The organism is Mangrovimonas xylaniphaga, from assembly GCF_001280435.1.
GTDB classification, from domain to species: domain Bacteria; phylum Bacteroidota; class Bacteroidia; order Flavobacteriales; family Flavobacteriaceae; genus Mangrovimonas_A; species Mangrovimonas_A xylaniphaga.
This window is the reverse complement of record NZ_LBIP01000018.1, coordinates 552,787-569,680: the sequence shown is the minus strand read 5'-3', so window position 1 is coordinate 569,680 and position 16,894 is coordinate 552,787. Positions and strand designations below refer to the sequence as shown.

At 37.3% G+C, this 16,894-nt stretch carries 17 protein-coding genes; 13 read left to right on the top strand and 4 right to left on the bottom strand.

Translation table 11 applies throughout. The features are described 5' to 3' along the window. Positions 1–163: 163 nt before the first annotated feature. The 4 genes from ZA06_RS13550 (at position 164) to aroQ (ending at position 2,648) form a co-directional block, all read left to right on the top strand. Positions 164–757 (top strand): hypothetical protein, encoded by a 594-nt coding sequence (locus ZA06_RS13550; RefSeq protein WP_157503268.1) that lies wholly within the window; start codon positions 164–166, stop codon positions 755–757. A 25-nt stretch (positions 758–782) separates the two neighbouring features. Further along, complete coding sequence (locus ZA06_RS13545) at positions 783–1,271, top strand: hypothetical protein (RefSeq protein WP_053978002.1); 489 nt, start codon at positions 783–785, stop codon at positions 1,269–1,271. 259 nt (positions 1,272–1,530) lie between these two features. Beyond that, positions 1,531–2,151, top strand: a complete 621-nt coding sequence (locus ZA06_RS13540; RefSeq protein WP_053978001.1) for a porin family protein — start codon at positions 1,531–1,533, stop codon at positions 2,149–2,151. 80 nt (positions 2,152–2,231) lie between these two features. Beyond that, positions 2,232–2,648 carry a type II 3-dehydroquinate dehydratase gene (gene aroQ, locus ZA06_RS13535; RefSeq protein WP_053978000.1) on the top strand — a complete coding sequence of 139 codons (417 nt, stop codon included), beginning with the start codon at positions 2,232–2,234 and terminating at the stop codon, positions 2,646–2,648. Positions 2,649–2,728: 80 nt separating this feature from the next. On the opposite strand, the gene lpdA is transcribed toward aroQ, so the two are convergent. Then, positions 2,729–4,105, bottom strand: coding sequence for a dihydrolipoyl dehydrogenase (gene lpdA, locus ZA06_RS13530; RefSeq protein ID WP_053978097.1), 1,377 nt, complete (start codon positions 4,103–4,105; stop codon positions 2,729–2,731). Positions 4,106–4,241: 136 nt separating this feature from the next. Then, positions 4,242–4,664 carry a peptide-methionine (R)-S-oxide reductase MsrB gene (msrB, locus tag ZA06_RS13525; RefSeq protein WP_053978096.1) on the bottom strand — a complete coding sequence of 141 codons (423 nt, stop codon included), beginning with the start codon at positions 4,662–4,664 and terminating at the stop codon, positions 4,242–4,244. 309 nt (positions 4,665–4,973) lie between these two features. Between msrB and glgB the strand changes: the two genes are divergently transcribed. The 5 genes from glgB (at position 4,974) to ZA06_RS13500 (ending at position 12,461) form a co-directional block, all read left to right on the top strand. Beyond that, on the top strand, positions 4,974–6,893 hold the full coding sequence (gene glgB / locus ZA06_RS13520) for a 1,4-alpha-glucan branching protein GlgB (RefSeq protein WP_053977999.1): 1,920 nt from the start codon (positions 4,974–4,976) through the stop codon (positions 6,891–6,893). Between the two features lie 140 nt (positions 6,894–7,033). After that, complete coding sequence (locus tag ZA06_RS13515; RefSeq protein ID WP_053977998.1) at positions 7,034–9,439, top strand: glycoside hydrolase family 31 protein; 2,406 nt, start codon at positions 7,034–7,036, stop codon at positions 9,437–9,439. A 92-nt stretch (positions 9,440–9,531) separates the two neighbouring features. Continuing rightward, positions 9,532–10,350: a M48 family metallopeptidase gene (locus tag ZA06_RS13510; RefSeq protein ID WP_053977997.1), complete on the top strand. Its 819-nt coding sequence runs from the start codon at positions 9,532–9,534 to the stop codon at positions 10,348–10,350. Between the two features lie 75 nt (positions 10,351–10,425). Next, positions 10,426–11,817 carry an MFS transporter gene (locus ZA06_RS13505; protein ID WP_053977996.1) on the top strand — a complete coding sequence of 464 codons (1,392 nt, stop codon included), beginning with the start codon at positions 10,426–10,428 and terminating at the stop codon, positions 11,815–11,817. 59 nt (positions 11,818–11,876) lie between these two features. Next, positions 11,877–12,461 carry a hypothetical protein gene (locus ZA06_RS13500; RefSeq protein ID WP_053977995.1) on the top strand — a complete coding sequence of 195 codons (585 nt, stop codon included), beginning with the start codon at positions 11,877–11,879 and terminating at the stop codon, positions 12,459–12,461. A 56-nt stretch (positions 12,462–12,517) separates the two neighbouring features. Here the strand turns inward: ZA06_RS13500 and ZA06_RS13495 are convergent, their stop codons facing one another. Together ZA06_RS13495 and ZA06_RS13490 are read right to left on the bottom strand one after the other, a co-directional pair. Then, entirely contained in the window at positions 12,518–12,940 is a 423-nt protein-coding gene (locus tag ZA06_RS13495) for a DoxX family protein (RefSeq protein ID WP_053977994.1), read from the bottom strand. 59 nt (positions 12,941–12,999) lie between these two features. Next, entirely contained in the window at positions 13,000–14,628 is a 1,629-nt protein-coding gene (locus ZA06_RS13490) for an acyl-CoA carboxylase subunit beta (protein ID WP_053977993.1), read from the bottom strand. A gap of 160 nt (positions 14,629–14,788) precedes the next feature. Here ZA06_RS13490 and ZA06_RS13485 point away from each other — a divergent pair, with 160 nt between their 5' ends. The 4 genes from ZA06_RS13485 (at position 14,789) to ZA06_RS13470 (ending at position 16,854) form a co-directional block, all read left to right on the top strand. After that, the gene (locus ZA06_RS13485) at positions 14,789–15,322 is read left to right on the top strand and encodes an NADPH-dependent FMN reductase (RefSeq protein ID WP_053978095.1); all 534 of its coding nucleotides are present in this window, start codon (positions 14,789–14,791) and stop codon (positions 15,320–15,322) included. Positions 15,323–15,337: 15 nt separating this feature from the next. After that, positions 15,338–15,775 (top strand): MarR family winged helix-turn-helix transcriptional regulator, encoded by a 438-nt coding sequence (locus tag ZA06_RS13480; RefSeq protein ID WP_053977992.1) that lies wholly within the window; start codon positions 15,338–15,340, stop codon positions 15,773–15,775. A 68-nt stretch (positions 15,776–15,843) separates the two neighbouring features. Then, positions 15,844–16,563 carry a pirin family protein gene (locus ZA06_RS13475; protein WP_053977991.1) on the top strand — a complete coding sequence of 240 codons (720 nt, stop codon included), beginning with the start codon at positions 15,844–15,846 and terminating at the stop codon, positions 16,561–16,563. A 108-nt stretch (positions 16,564–16,671) separates the two neighbouring features. Further along, positions 16,672–16,854: a CAL67264 family membrane protein gene (locus tag ZA06_RS13470; protein ID WP_053977990.1), complete on the top strand. Its 183-nt coding sequence runs from the start codon at positions 16,672–16,674 to the stop codon at positions 16,852–16,854. Positions 16,855–16,894: the final 40 nt, after the last annotated feature.

Below are 16,894 nucleotides of genomic sequence, written 5' to 3'. Positions count from 1 at the left end.
ATACAGATTAGAAGGGGGTTTCGTAGGGATTGTAAAAAAAATATGCAGATAAAGTGTTTTAAATAAGTTATATAAGTAAATTTGTTAGTGTTGTTGACGGTAAGAGAAACAATGATTAAAATTCCAATTAACTAAATAGTAATTCATTAAAATTAGAATACGTATGAAAAGAATTGTATGCTTAGCCATCTTTATGTCCATGTCAATTATTGCTGCTAAGGCTCAAACTGATAGTGAAGAAGTAAGTGATGATATGATTGAAAAAATAAAGACAGGAGGGTTTAAAATTGGAGCGGATGTAGGGTTTCCACTGAGCGGGACCACAGATATTTCCAATTTTAATTTTGGGTTTTATGGTACTTATTTAGTTGAAGTTGCAGAAAATCTTGAAGTAGGAGGTTTGGTTGGGTATACCCATTTCTCCGGAGACGGTTATTATTTCCGCCATCAAGGTGATACAACAATTCGAATCGATAATGATAGCAATTCATTTTTACCAATTGCTGCTTCTGCTCGTTATCATTTTATGGACCATGCTTTTTTTGCTGGTTTGGATCTTGGATTTGCCGTTAATGTGTCGGGTGATGCGGATACAGGAATGTACTTTAGACCTAAGTTTGGGTACAATTTGGGAATGATTAATCTATTGGCTTCCTTTCAGGTAATTACTGCAGAAGTAGATCATTCGGCACAAGACTATTTTTACAATGTCAACGGATTTAACTCTCTCAATATTGGTATTGAATACTCTTTTTAAAATGTAAACATAAATGCTATTAATCATGAAAAAACTATTATTAACTGTGGTTCTCATTGTTGGAATCTCCTTCTGTGGCAAAGCGCAAGGAGTTTTCAAGTTAGGGGCCAATGTAGGATTGGCTTCATCCGATGCGTTGAACGGCTCCGATTTGTCCTTAGGCGTTGATGCCTATTATATGTTTGGGTATAATGATGCCTTTTTAAGTTTTGGACCCACGGTAGGTTACAGAAATTTCTTTATTGATAACAATAACCGTTACTTCTATAGGGACGATGCGCAGTTTGTACCTGTGGCAGGAGCTGCCCGAGTGAAGGTATTCGGGATATTCACAGGTGGAATAGATGTTGGTTATGCCTTTGGAATATCGGATTATCTCGATGGTGGTTTTTACGTACGGCCTATTGCAGGAATTGATGTGGGGGATTTTATTGAAATCAATGTTTCTTATGAGAATTATTCCGACCGGTTTAATTGGGGGAATGCCAATGTTGGGGTGTTGTTCCAGTTTTAATTTCTTAATCTGCTGGAATAAACAATGTTTATAATTTTTTTTATGAGGTCGAAGCTTAAGTTTCGACCTTTTTGTTTTAACTATAATTTTAAACATTGACAAGGTGTTTATTACTAGTTAATAGCATATTGAAATGTGAAGGACGCATTTCGGGCATCATTTTTAATTTTTTTATATGTCAGAAAAATCTATAAAGTTTCTTGTGTGAACAAAATTAGTTTCTAATTTTGCCGCCCAATTAAACAAAACCAAATCTATTATGAAAAAATTATTACTATGTGCTGCAATTGCAGTTTTCGGATTATCAAATGTCAATGCTCAAGAACTTAACTTTGGTATAAAAACGGGTGTAAATTTTGCAACTCTAGGAGGAGACATTGAAGATGCTGATATGAGATTAGGATTTCACATTGGGGGAATCGCAGAATACAAATTCAATGAAAGAATGGGACTGCAGGGAGAAGTTTTATTTTCAACACAGGGAGCAAAATATGATTGGTCCGGAGAAGGTTATTCGGAAGAAGAAACTTGGAAGCTAGATTATATTAATGTTCCGGTATCTTTTAAATATTATATTGTAAATGGTTTTAGCGTTGAAGCAGGGCCTCAATTGGGAATTTTAGCTTCTGCAAAGTATGAATATGAATATAGTGAAGATTTTGGAGGTGTTTCTGTCAATGAGTCTGGAGAAGGTGATTTGGAAGATATCAAATCCATTGATTTTGCTTTTAATGTAGGAGCTGGTTACAAAATGGAAAATGGATTAAATTTTGGAGCTCGTTTTAGTTTAGGTTTAATGAACCTTAATGATAGTGATTATAGTGATGAGTTTATTGTAAACAATGGCGTAATTCAACTTTCTGTTGGGTATATGTTCTAATTATTGAGATTTATGATAAAGAAAAACCGAAGCTGAAAGGCTTCGGTTTTTTTATGTGCTATTTTTAATATATTTACTTTATGAAGAAACTCATCATCATCAACGGTCCAAATCTTAATCTATTGGGGAAACGAGAACCTGATATTTATGGAAGTCTCACTTTTAATGAATTTTTTGAAACGGTAGTTGACAAATACCCGCAAGTAGAATTGGAACATTTTCAGTCCAACATAGAAGGGGAGCTGATCGATAAACTTCAGGAAGTTGGGTTTAGTTATGATGGTATTATTTTAAATGCAGCGGCTTATACACATACTTCAGTGGGTATTGGCGATGCCGTGGCTGCCATTGAAACCCCTGTTGTGGAAGTGCATATCTCCAATACTTTCGATAGAGAGTCTTTTAGGCATATGTCGTTTATTTCGCCAAATGCGAAAGGTGTCATTGTTGGTTTTGGTTTACAAAGCTACGAATTGGGAATCCAAAGTTTTTTGTGATATCAAATACTAAAATTATAGGTACAAAAAAAGACGATACCAAAAGTATCGTCTTTTCTATATATCAATGAATTTGTTTCTTATAGGTGAATTACTTCATCATAAGCATCGGCTACAGCTTCCATTACCGCTTCACTCATAGTTGGGTGAGGGTGAACAGTTTTAAGCACTTCGTGCCCTGTAGTTTCCAATTTTCTACCTAAAACGGCTTCAGCAATCATATCGGTAACACCGGCACCAATCATATGGCAACCTAACCATTCGCCATATTTGGCATCGAAGATTACTTTTACAAATCCGTCCTTAGCACCAGAAGCACTAGCTTTACCTGAGGCTGAGAATGGGAATTTACCAACTTTAATCTCGTATCCTTGTTCTTTAGCTTGCTTTTCAGTTAAACCTACACTTGCAATTTCAGGAGCACAGTAAGTACAACCAGGAATGTTTCCATAGTCGATTGGTTCTACATGCATTCCTGCAATTTTTTCAACACAAAGGATTCCTTCAGCAGAAGCAACGTGGGCCAAAGCTTGACCAGGCGTTACGTCTCCGATAGCATAGTATCCAGGGATGTTGGTTTGGTAGTAATCGTTTACCATGATTTTATCACGGTCTACTGCAATACCTACATCTTCCAAGCCTATGTTTTCAATGTTGGTTTTGATACCTACAGCGGATAACACAACATCAGCTTCCAATATTTCTTCGCCTTTTTTGGTTTTAACCGTTGCTTTTACTCCTGCTCCAGAAGTATCAACTTTGGTTACTTCGGCAGAAGTCATGATTTTAATACCGTTTTTCTTGAAGCTGCGCTCTAATTGTTTAGAAACTTCTTCGTCCTCAACAGGCACTACATTTGGCAAATATTCAACAATAGTTACTTCGGTACCAATAGAGTTGTAGAAATAAGCAAATTCTACCCCAATAGCACCAGAACCAACTACAATCATTTTCTTTGGTTGTTCTTTTAAGCTCATGGCTTCACGATAGCCAATCACTTTTTTGCCATCTTGTGGCAAACTTGGCAACTCACGAGAACGTGCTCCGGTAGCAATGATAATGTGGTCTGCAGAATATTCTTTTCCGTCTACATCAACTTTCTTTCCAGTTTTAAGTTTTCCGTAGCCTTGAATAACGTCAATTTTGTTCTTTTTCATTAAGAATTGAACACCTTTGCTCATCCCTTCGGCAACACCGCGGCTACGCTTTACAATAGCCCCAAAATCTTTGTCAGCACCTTTTACTGAAAGGCCGTAGTCTTCGGCATGTTTAAGGTATTCAAAAACCTGTGCCGATTTCAATAAGGCTTTAGTAGGAATACAACCCCAATTTAAGCATACTCCACCAAGACTTTCCTTTTCTACTATTGCAGTTTTAAAGCCCAATTGAGACGCTCTAATAGCTGTAACGTAGCCTCCAGGTCCACTACCTAGAACAATTATATCATATTTACTCATGAGAATTTGTTTAGTGTATTTTTTTGACGCTACGAATTTACGAAACCTATTTTTAAATATGAATTTAGCCAACAAAAAAATAGCCGCTTCGCCCATATAAATAAAGCGAGTGCCTTAAAATGCCTAAATGAAATTTTTAATTTTTGGGAAGCTTATTTTCTGTAGAATCTTTTTGGGTTTCGGCACTATCAAAATCCAAACTTAAAGAGTTGACGCAGTAACGCAATCCCGTTTGGGTGGGGCCATCATTAAATACATGGCCTAAATGACCTCCACAGTTGGAACAGAGTATTTCAGTCCTTACCATGCCATGGGTTCTGTCTTCTTTGTAAGTGATGGTGCCTTCTATGGCATTGTCAAAGCTAGGCCATCCACAATCTGATCTGAATTTATCTGTGCTTTCAAATAATTTGGTGCCGCAGGCAGCACAGGTATAGGCCCCTTTTTCAAAATGAAGGTTGTATTCTCCTGTATAGGGGCGTTCGGTACCTTTTTCCCTAAGCACATGGTATTGATCTGGCGTGAGTATTTTGCGCCATTCTTCTTCTGTTTTATTCATTTTATATGTTTGGTTTTTAGGTTCATTGGCTTTTTGAGCCGTAGTATTACAGCTAAACGCAAGACTGATAAGAATAACGGTTAGGATCTTTTTCATGATAGGACAAATTCAAAAAACTTACATTTTGGGTTTAGTCGATGTAGGAAGAATGTCATTACGAAATCGTTATAATAAATTCTTAGGATTTTATTTACGTTGCTTAATGGGTTTATGCGTTTAAAATTGCTAATTTAGAACTTTACAAGCTATGAATTGTGCGTATGGATTGATAATATATCCATCGCAGTTATACCAAAACCTTCATACTATATGGCCGAAGTAATTGTACACAGTAAGTTTTCAGAATTTGACATAGACCTTTTTAAAGCGGGAAAACATTATCGTTTATATGAAAAGTTTGGCTCTCATATCATGACTTTGGACGGTAAGGAAGGGACCTATTTTGCTGTGTGGGCACCTAGTGCCAAATCGGTTGCTGTTGTGGGCAATTTTAATTATTGGAATGATCAAGAACATCAATTGCATGTCCGTTGGGACAAAAGTGGTATTTGGGAAGGATTCATTCCTGGTGTAGGCAAAGGGAGTTTATATAAATATAAAATCCACAGCCATCATGATGGCATTGTAACTGAAAAGGCAGATCCGTATGGCAGACGATGCGAGTTGCCTCCAAAAACAGCTTCTATTGTTTGGGACGATGCTTACAAATGGAAGGATATGCAATGGATGGCAAAAAGAAAGGATCACAATGCCTTGAATGCGCCTTTTTCTGTATACGAAGTGCATTTAGGATCTTGGAAAAGAAAGAATAATGGCGAGGACTATTTATCCTATGCCGAATTTGCAGAAGATTTAGTGACGTATGTGAAGGACATGAACTTTACACATGTGGAGCTCATGCCCATAATGGAATTTCCTTATGATCCGTCATGGGGTTACCAAATTACAGGGTATTTTGCCCCAACATCACGTTTTGGCTACCCCGAAGAGTTTAAATTTTTGGTGGACAAACTGCACCAAAATGACATAGGGATTATTTTAGATTGGGTGCCTTCGCATTTTCCTGAAGATGCCCATGGCTTGGGTTACTTTGATGGTTCCAGTCTTTACGAACATCCCGATAGACGAAAAGGCTATCACCCAGATTGGAAAAGCTTGATTTTTAATTATGGAAGAAATGAGGTGAAATCATTTTTGATTTCCAATGCCATGTTTTGGTTGGAACAGTTTCATGCGGATGGTTTGCGTGTAGATGCCGTAGCGTCTATGTTGTTCTTGGATTATTCTCGTGAAGAAGGCGAGTGGGAACCTAATATGTTTGGAGGAAGGGAACATTTGGAAGCCATTTCATTTTTAAGGGAATTGAACGAGGAAGTGTATAAAAGTTTCCCTGATGTACAAACCATCGCCGAAGAATCCACAGCTTTTCCGATGGTTTCTAAACCTACCTATTTAGGTGGTTTAGGATTTGGGATGAAGTGGATGATGGGATGGATGCATGATACCTTGGTCTATTTTTCCAAGGAAACGGTTTATAGAAAATACCATCAAAACGATTTGACCTTTTCTATGACCTATGCATTTTCTGAGAATTTTATTTTGCCATTGTCGCATGATGAAGTGGTCTATGGGAAGCGCTCCTTATTGGGAAGAATGCCCGGAGATGAATGGCAACGTTTCGCTAATCTTAGGTTGATGTACGCCTATATGTTCACGCATCCAGGGACCAAATTACTGTTCCAGGGAGGAGAGATTGGACAAGGTGAGGAGTGGAATTTTTTACAAAGCATCGATTGGCATTTGCTACAGTACAAAGTGCATAAAGGTGTGCAAAACTTGGTAAAGGATTTAAATGCCTTCTATAGGGCAGAGCTGGCGCTTCATGAAAAACAATTTTCCAACGATGGTTTTGAGTGGATAGATTTCAGCGATGCTGAGAGTTCTGTTTTGGTGTATTTCAGAAAAGGAGAAAATGAAGAGGATCTGGTGTTGGTAGCTTGTAATATGACCCCAACCCCAAGAATAGATTACAGAATTGGCTTACCGCTTAAAGGAAAATTAAAAGAGGTTTTCAACAGCGACCTTAAAAAGTACGAAGGAACCGGGGAGTATAAAAACAGAGTGAAAACGTCTCAAAATGAGCCTTGGCATTTTCGGGATCAATCTGTGGAAATAACCATTCCACCTTTGGGAATGGTAGCCTTTAAATATCAAAATGTTAAAATGTAATTTATTATAAAACAGAGGGTTTTGTTGTTTTATTGCTAAAATACCACAATTAAATTGTTACTATTGGTAAAACTTGTTGCCAAGTGTTTTTTATCTCTAAACTTATGCGTTTTTTTGTTTGTATATAAGAACTATTACTTATGATTTTAAATACTGAATTAGAAAGAAAGGGAGATTTATTTCCTTCTAAGATTGTAGCATATAATAAGGATGTTGATACCTTATATTTTACTACAGAGAATAATGTTATTCTGGAGTTAACAGTTGTAAGAGATAGTGTGTTACGATTTCGATATACTACTTCAGGAACATTCGATAATGATTTTTCCTATGCCATTACAAAATATGCTAGCACAGGCTACAATTTTTTGGAAATAGAAGAAGAAGCAACCTTATACAAAATCACCACGTCAAAACTTATTTGCCATATATCAAAGTCCAATTTAAGGGTGTCTTTGTTTGATGCCAAGGATTTAACACTGATTAATGAAGATGAATTAGGCTTTCATTGGGAAGAAAGTTATGAGATTGGTGGGGATATTGTAAAGATGAGCAAAACCTCCCATGATGGCGAAAGTTATTTTGGTTTGGGGGATAAACCGGTTAAGCTCAATTTAAAAGGGAAGCGATTTGAAAATTGGGTAACAGATTCGTATGCCTACGGAAAAAACACAGACCCCATCTATAAGGCCATTCCGTTTTATACAGGCTTGAATGGCAATAAGTCCTACGGAATTTTTTTCGATAATACTTTTAAATCATTTTTCGATTTTGCACAAGAGCGTCGAAATGTTACCAGTTTTTGGGCTCAAGGTGGGGAAATGAACTATTATTTTATTTACGGTCCGCAAATGAGTGATGTGGTGGCCAATTACACCGATTTAACGGGTAAACCACACCAATTACCACCATTATGGGCATTGGGATACCATCAATGTAAATGGAGTTACTATCCGGAATCTAAGGTGAAGGAGGTTACCCAAAAATTTAGGGACTTAAAAATTCCATGTGATGCCATCTACTTGGATATTGATTATATGGACGGCTTTAGATGTTTTACTTGGGATAAAACACATTTTCCAGATCCGAAAAGAATGGTACAGGAACTCATGGACGACGGATTTAAAACCGTAGTAATTATTGATCCCGGAATTAAAATAGACAAGGAATACAGCATTTTTAAGGAAGGTTTGGATAATGACTATTTCTGTAAACGTGCCGATGGCCCATATATGAAAGGAAAAGTTTGGCCGGGAGAATGCTATTTCCCCGATTTCACCAACCCTGAAGTAAGGGAGTGGTGGTCTGGACTTTTTAAGGAACTTATTGAAGAAACCGGTGTCAGGGGAGTTTGGAACGATATGAACGAGCCAGCCGTAATGGAAGTGCCGAATAAAACATTTCCAGATGATGTGCGTCACGATTATGAAGGAAACCCTTGTAGTCATAGAAAGGCACATAACGTTTATGGAATGCAAATGGCAAGAGCTACCTATCAAGGGCTTAAGCGCTATACCTATCCAAAACGTCCGTTTGTCATAACAAGAGCGGCTTATTCAGGCACCCAGCGTTACACTTCCACTTGGACGGGAGATAACGTAGCCAATTGGGAACACTTATGGATTGCTAATATCCAAGTGCAACGTATGGCCATGTCTGGATATTCTTTTGTAGGGAGTGATATTGGTGGTTTTGCCGAGCAACCTCAAGGCGAATTGTTCACCCGTTGGATACAGTTGGGGGTTTTCCATCCGTTTTGTCGTGTACATTCCTCTGGTGATCATGGAAATCAAGAGCCATGGGCTTTTGACGACGATGTTACCAAAATTGTACGCAAATTCATTGAGTTGAGATATGAATTGCTGCCATATTTATATACTACGTTTTGGCAATTAGTGGACGAAGGCACGCCAATCTTGAAATCTTTGGTGTTGTTTGATCAAGAAGATATTCACACCCACTATAGAACAGACGAATTTGTATTTGGCGATCAAATTTTGGTGTGTCCTGTTCTTGAGCCAAATGCTAGAGGACGAAGAATGTTTATTCCTAGAGGTGAATGGTATAACTACTGGAGTGATGAAGTAGTCCTTGGTGGTCGAGAAATGTGGGTAGATGCTGATATTGACTTTATTCCTTTGTTTATTAAGGCAGGTGCTATCATTCCAAAGTATCCCGTTCAGCAATATGTAGATGAAAAGGAAATTGAACAAATGACCTTGGAAGTTTATTATAAGGAAGGCAAAGAAGATTCTGTGTTGTACGATGATGCCCATGATGGTTACGATTATACCAAAGGACGCTATAGTTTGAGAACCTTTAAATTGACTGGAAAGCCAAAAGAGCTCATTATTCAACAGCATAAAGAAGGTAAGTATGAATCGGATCTTAAAACTTTTATGGTGAAATTCCACGGTTTGCCTTTTCACGCTACAAAAATTGAAATTGACAATGTCGATATTCCTTTGTCTGAAGTTAAAATGAACGGAAGTAATAGTATGATTGTGAGCGAGAACTTCACTCAGTTACACATTATTGGCGACTAAGGGGCGAAAAATAACAGATTTTGAAAATTTAAATTATAATTTGTCTTGAATGATTTTTGTAATTTAGATTTTCAAATCGAACTTTTTATTACATGACCTCAAAAAATCTATTAGCTACTGCTGTTATAACATTTGCATTTATTTCATGTGCAACCAACCCGTTTACAGGAAAACAGACCATGGCCATTGTGCCAAATTCAGAATTGTTTCCAGCTGCGTTTCAACAATATGATCAGTTTTTAAATGAACACGAAATAATCAAGGGCACTAAAGATGCTGAAATGATTAAACATGTAGGAGAAAAAATTGCAGCTGCTGCAAAACTATGGTTGGATGCCAATGGATATCAAGGCTATCTAAAGGATTACAAGTGGGAGTACAATCTTATCAAGGATGACCAAAAGAATGCTTGGTGTATGCCTGGAGGGAAAATTGTGTTCTATACAGGTATTTTACCTATTGCCAATGGAGAAGCTGGAGTAGCAACCATTATGGGACATGAGGTATCGCACGCCTTGGCCAATCACGGCCAACAGCGAATGAGCGCAGCATATGTGCAACAGGGAATAGCCTTGGCAGGTAATATGGCCATCAACAATGAGAGTGATAGGGATGCTTTCAACTCTTATTATGGGGTAGGTTCCAATGTGTTGGGAATGTTGCCATTTAGCCGTAGTCATGAAAGCGAAGCTGATAAAATAGGGCTGACCCTAATGGCTATTGCGGGGTACGATCCTGCGGAAGCGGTTGGTTTATGGGAACGTATGGCGGCTGACAGTGGAGGACAGGCTCCACCAGAATTGTTGAGTACACACCCTTCCAATCAAACAAGAATCAATAATTTGAAGGCTTTGGTGCCAACTGCGAGGGCAGAGGCCAAAAAGTTTGGAGTGACATCCTTCATCAAATAAAGTTATAATTTTAAAAATTTGTTTACTTTCGAAGCTACGCCTTAGGTGTAGCTTTTTTTTTTATAACCACTTTTTATGACAACATACCCCAAGGGAAGTAAAAAACTTCTGAATGCCTGGGCCTTCTACGATTGGGCCAATTCCGTTTATACTTTAACCATTGCTTCAACCATTTTCCCCATTTTTTATGGGACCTTAAATTTTGTTGATGACAATAAAGTTCACGCTTTTGGTTATGAATTTAAAAACACAGCTTTAATCACTTTTATAACAGCTTTTACGTTTTTGGTTGTAGCCTTTATTTCTCCAATCTTATCAGGGGTGGCCGATTATATTGGAAATAAAAAAGTCTTCATGCAGTTCTTTTGCTATTTGGGAGCTGTGGGTTGCCTAGGACTTTATAGATTCAGTCTAGATCATATTTATTTAAGCTTACTCTTTTATTTTTTTGGATTGATTGGGTATTGGGGTAGTTTGGTGTTTTACAATTCCTATTTACCAGATATAGCTTTTGAAGAACAGCAGGACAAAATCAGTGCCAAAGGGTTTAGTTTGGGGTATATAGGAAGTGTTTTGTTGTTGCTTTTGAATTTGGCCATGGTAATGTTCCCAAATGTCTTTGGGTTTGATATTAGTATATCAGAAACCGTAAGAGAAACAGGCTCTGAGCTTGAAATTGCAGAGGCACTTCAAAAAGCAAAAGATGATGCCTCTATTGAAGCTATGCGTTATTCGTTTATTACCGTAGGTGTGTGGTGGGTGTTGTTCAGTCAATATACCTTTAGAGTGTTGCCGAAAGGACTTTCTAAAAGCAATGGAAAAGTGAATAAACAAGTACTTTTTAATGGTTTTAAGGAGCTTAAAAAGGTATGGGACGGTTTAACACATAATCTAAGATTAAAGCGCTATTTATATGCGTTTTTTGTGTATAGTATGGCGGTTCAAACCATTATGTTGGTAGCTACTTATTTTGGAGAGCAGGAAATTAATTGGGGAGGAGAAAGTGAAAAGACGCTGGGTTTAATTGTAAGTATTTTGGTAATTCAGGTAGTGGCTATCCTAGGAGCATTTCTAACCTCAAGAGCTTCTGAGAGATTTGGTAATATTCCAACATTGATTGTCATCAATTTTATTTGGATGGCACTCTGTTTTTATGGCTATTTTGTAGAGACCCCGATTCAGTTTTACATTACAGCTGCTTTTGTAGGTTTGGTGATGGGAGGCATACAGGCATTGTCGCGTTCTACCTATTCTAAGTTTTTGCCGGAAACCAAGGACACCACTTCCTATTTTAGCTTTTTTGATGTTTCTGAAAAAATAGGGATTGTCATCGGGATGGTGATTTATGGAACAATTGATCAAATAACAGGAAGCATGCGAAACTCTATTCTATTTTTATTTATTTTCTTTTTGATTGGTATCATTTTGTTGCTACGTGTCCCAAAACAAGTTTTGCAAACTGATTAAAATGTTTATGTTTGTGGAATCAACTCAAAACTATTGATTAACTAAAAAACTACTTTGTTATGAAAAAATTAGGAATGCTTTTGTCATTATTTGTGCTTCTTTCGGCATTTACTTGTGAAAATGAACCTATAGATACTGAGCTTGCTAATATAGAAGAAGGTGTTGCTAATTCTCAATTGTCAGGAGATTGGAATACAGTTTCTTTCAATGCTACCATGAATACTTCTACAGGAATGGGAGGGATGAATATGGATGTAGAGGCTGTTATGGAAGCCGTGAATATGGATTATTTAGTAACATTTACAGAAAATTCGTTTACTTCAGCCGGAAGTTATGATATTGAAACTGATTTGACTGTAAATGGAGTTGATAATGGCACAACCACATCATCACTTACAGATGTTGATGGGAATGGAAATTATTCAACAAGTGGTAACACAATTACATTTGATGGTTCTCTATTTGAATTGGAAGTGGACGGTCTAGATACTTCTGCACTTGGAGAGGCTCAAACTGGTCAATATACCTTGACTAATAATGGACAAACCTTAACAATAACACAATCTCAAGATTTAAGTCAAAGCCAACAAGGAGTTCAAGTTACTAGTACAGTGGAATCTGTTATAGTATTGAATAAACTTTAGAATTTTAATAAGTAAAAAAAAGCCACTCTTAAAAGAGTGGCTTTTTTTATGCCTTCTCATTGCTGCATTTTAAAATAATAATCTGCAGAATGTTTTCCTGATCCATAGAACAAGAAGAAAATGCACACCAAAAGTGTAATAGTGGCCACCACCAAATTGGTGGTATTCATTTCTCCTACAAAATTAATCAGAATGGCCCCAATTAATATTGGAAGCTGAGCGATAATGGCCCATCTGGTAAGGAGACCAAAAGCTATTAAAGCACCGCCGATAAAATGGGCAGGTGCAACATAATGAACCGTTATCATCCCCCCGGCCATATTTTGGATAGGAGAGAAGAGGTCCATTAAAATTTGGCTATTGGCCATAAAACTAATGCCCTTTGTAAACAAAAAGACTCCCAGCACAATACGTAATAAATCCAGTGGATAATAGGTATGTGCATTGGCCCATTTGTTCAATGTTTTTATGGTACCCATGACTAATAAAGTGTTGATTATTAGCCTTTAAATTACAAAAAATAAGCGAGATAAGGAAATTATACCTGTAGCACTCCCAAGTTGAAAGGCTTTTCAATAGGGGCATGATTTGCAGCTTCAATGCCCATACTTATCCAAGTTCGAGTATCCAAAGGATCGATAATGGCATCGGTCCATAAACGTGCAGCAGCATAGTATGGAGATACTTGATTATCGTAACGGTCTTTGATCTTTTTATACAGTTCTTCTTCCTTTTCTTTAGTGATCGTTTCACCTTGTTTCTTTAAAGCAGCTGTTTCAATTTGTAACAATACTTTTGCAGCCGAATTACCGCTCATCACTGCAAGTTCCGCACTGGGCCAAGCCACAATAAGTCTAGGGTCGTAAGCTTTTCCACACATCGCATAATTACCAGCACCGTAACTGTTTCCAATAACGATGGTGAATTTTGGAACTACAGAGTTGCTCACGGCATTAACCATTTTTGCACCGTCTTTGATGATTCCAGAATGTTCACTTTTGCTACCTACCATAAACCCTGTAACGTCCTGAAGGAACACCAATGGGATTTTCTTTTGATTACAGTTGGCAATGAATCTTGTGGCCTTGTCGGCTGAGTCGTTATATATGACGCCTCCAAATTGCATTTCACCTTTTTTGGTTTTTACCAATTTGCGTTGATTGGCCACAATTCCAACGGCCCAACCATCTATACGTGCATAGCCAGTAATAATGGTTTGTCCATAACCAGCTTTATACTCTTCAAATTCTGAATTGTCCACCAAACGGTTAATGATTTCGTACATATCATATTGTTCGGCTCGACTTTTAGGAAGGATTCCATAGATGTCTTCTGGAGATTCTTTAGGCTTTGCGCTTGCAGCTCTATTGTAACCTGCTTTATCAAAATCACCAATTTTATCTACGATGTTCTTAATAGTGTCCAAAGCATCTTTATCATCTTTGGCTTTATAGTCTGTAACACCTGAAATTTCGCAATGCGTTGTAGCACCACCCAAGGTTTCGTTGTCAATAGTTTCACCAATGGCAGCTTTTACCAAATAGCTTCCTGCCAAAAAGATGCTACCTGTTTTATCTACAATTAATGCTTCATCACTCATAATTGGCAAATAGGCTCCACCAGCAACACAGCTTCCCATTACGGCTGCAATTTGGGTTATTCCCATACTGCTCATCACGGCATTGTTTCTAAAAATTCTTCCAAAATGCTCCTTATCCGGGAAAATTTCATCCTGCATTGGCAAATACACACCGGCACTGTCTACTAAATAAATGATAGGAAGTTTGTTTTCAATGGCTATTTCCTGGGCACGTAAATTCTTTTTACCTGTGATTGGAAACCAAGCCCCAGCTTTAACTGTAGGGTCATTGGCTACAACGATACATTGTTTTCCTTTTATATAACCTATCTTCACAACAACACCTCCGGAAGGGCAGCCGCCATGTTCTTTATACATGTCTTCACCTGCAAAAGCGCCTATTTCAATGCTTTTGGAATTTTTGTCCAAAAGGTAATCAATGCGTTCGCGGGCCGATAATTTTCCTTTTTCATGAAGTTTTTCTATTCGTTTCTTACCGCCACCTAATTTCACAGTAGCTAAACGTCTTTTTAAGTCGGAGAGTAGTAATTTATTGTGGTCTTCGTTTTTGTTGAAGTTGATGTCCATAGCTGAATTTTAATTTTCGCTAAAGTAAAAAAATAAGTTTTTTGCTGAAAGTATAAATTTTGATTAGAATAAATAAGAAATATTAAATTACATGTAAATAGTTTCCTTGGAAAATAATTTATTTTGTCGTATATTTGCCATGGAAACTAATTTCAAAATCATGAAACATATTGTAGGTTTTGCGGGCAGTAATAGTAAGACTTCTATCAATAAACAATTGGTAAAGTATACTTTGGAGCAAATGGAAGATGTTACAGCTGAATTGCTTGATCTGAATGATTTCACAGTACCACTATTTGGGGTAGACTTGGAAAAAGAACAGGGATATCCTGATAAGGCAAAATTGTTTTTGGAAAAAATGCAATCGGCGGATGGTTTAGTAATATCATTGGCTGAACATAATGCCGCTTATACGGCTGCCTTTAAGAATCTATTTGATTGGATGTCCAGGATTGATAGAAATGTGTTCAATGAGAAGCATATGTTATTGATGGCTACTTCGCCTGGAGGAAGAGGAGGTGCTTCGGTTTTAGGTATGGCTTCCGAGAGGTTTCCAAGGCATGGAGCGAATATTGTTGCTAAATTTTCCTTACCATCCTTCAATGATAATTTTTCCGAAGGAAGTATAGTAAATAAAGATTTAGATGAACAATTAAAGGTTGAAGTTGCCAAATTAAAGGAAGCTTTAAAATAGAAAACTATTGCAGTCATGGGAGATATTTCAAAAGACATCAATTCAAGTTTTGCCAACAATAAATTAAAGGCTTTGATAAATGTGATGTATACATCAAATTGGATAACAAATCATCAAAACAATTTTTTCAAGCCTTTTGGCATTTCTCCTCAGCAGTACAACATATTGCGAATATTAAAAGGAGCAAAGTCCTCTTTAAAGGTTCAGACCATTAAGGAACGCATGATAGATCGTGCACCCAATGCCACAAGACTCATGGATAAATTATGCGCAAAGGGTTTGATTGAACGTATTCCATGCGAGAGCGACAGAAGGGTGGTATTTGTAGAGATTACCAAACAAGGTTTGGAGCTTTTAGAGTCAATTGCAGATGATTTTGATGTGCAATTGGTAAAGAATCTTACAGAAGAAGAAGCGGGTCAATTGAGTGACCTTTTGGATAAAATGCGTTAAAGAGAATTAGAGTAACTATTTAAGTTGAATAAATCTTCCAAACGGAAGAAAAAAGAAAGGAAATTACAATGAAAACAGTAGTTCATAAAGCAAATAGTAGAGGTTTTGCCAACCATGGTTGGTTACAGGCAAATCACTCCTTCAGTTTTGCAGGATTTTATAATCCAGAAAAGATCCACTTTGGAGCTTTAAGGGTACTTAACGATGATGTTATTGCCCCCAAAATGGGATTTGGGACACATCCACATGATAATATGGAAATTATTACCATTCCGTTGGGAGGTGTTTTAAAACATAGAGATTCGATGCATAACGAATGGCAATCTGTATTGCCAGGGGAAGTGCAGGTGATGTCGGCAGGTACTGGGGTTCAGCATTCCGAGATTAATGGTTCGGATGAAAAACATTTAAGTTTGTTCCAGATTTGGGTGTTTCCAAACAAACAGAATGTAGCACCTCGCTACGACCAAAAGGGATTTGATGCTTCCGAGCGTAAAAACAAATTACAGACTTTAGTGTCTTCTATTGATGAAGATTTTGAAGGAAGTTTGAAAATCCACCAGGATGCCGTCTTGTCAAGAATTGATCTAGATGAGGGAAAAAGTTTCGAGTATCAATTAAAATCATCTAACCACGGAGTTTACGTGATGAATATTCATGGGGAACTTAAAATTGGAGACCAAGTTTTGAATACTAGAGATGCCATTGGTATTTGGGAGACAGAGACTTTTGAAATAGCAGCCAATGAAAATTCTGAGATTTTATTTATTGAAGTACCAATGATATAGGGCTTTTTCAGAATATATTAAATATAAATGCGTCATGAAAGTGGCGCATTTTTTAGTTTAAAAACACGATATTTGTACTCGACTAACGATCTAAATTTAATAGAGATTATGGCGATGAACAAAAATACGGTTTTGGCTTGGGCCACTACTATTATGATATTTGTAGGAATAGGTTTAATTGCATTGGGTGCTTTTAGGTACAATGAAGTAGCGGGATGGGGCTTTGCTGCCGTTGGTGTTGGCTTTTTTGCAATAGCTTGGGTGTTCAATGCACTTAAAGGAAGGGTATAACCAGTCTACAGTATTAAGAGTCTTTTTAGTTTAATGGAAT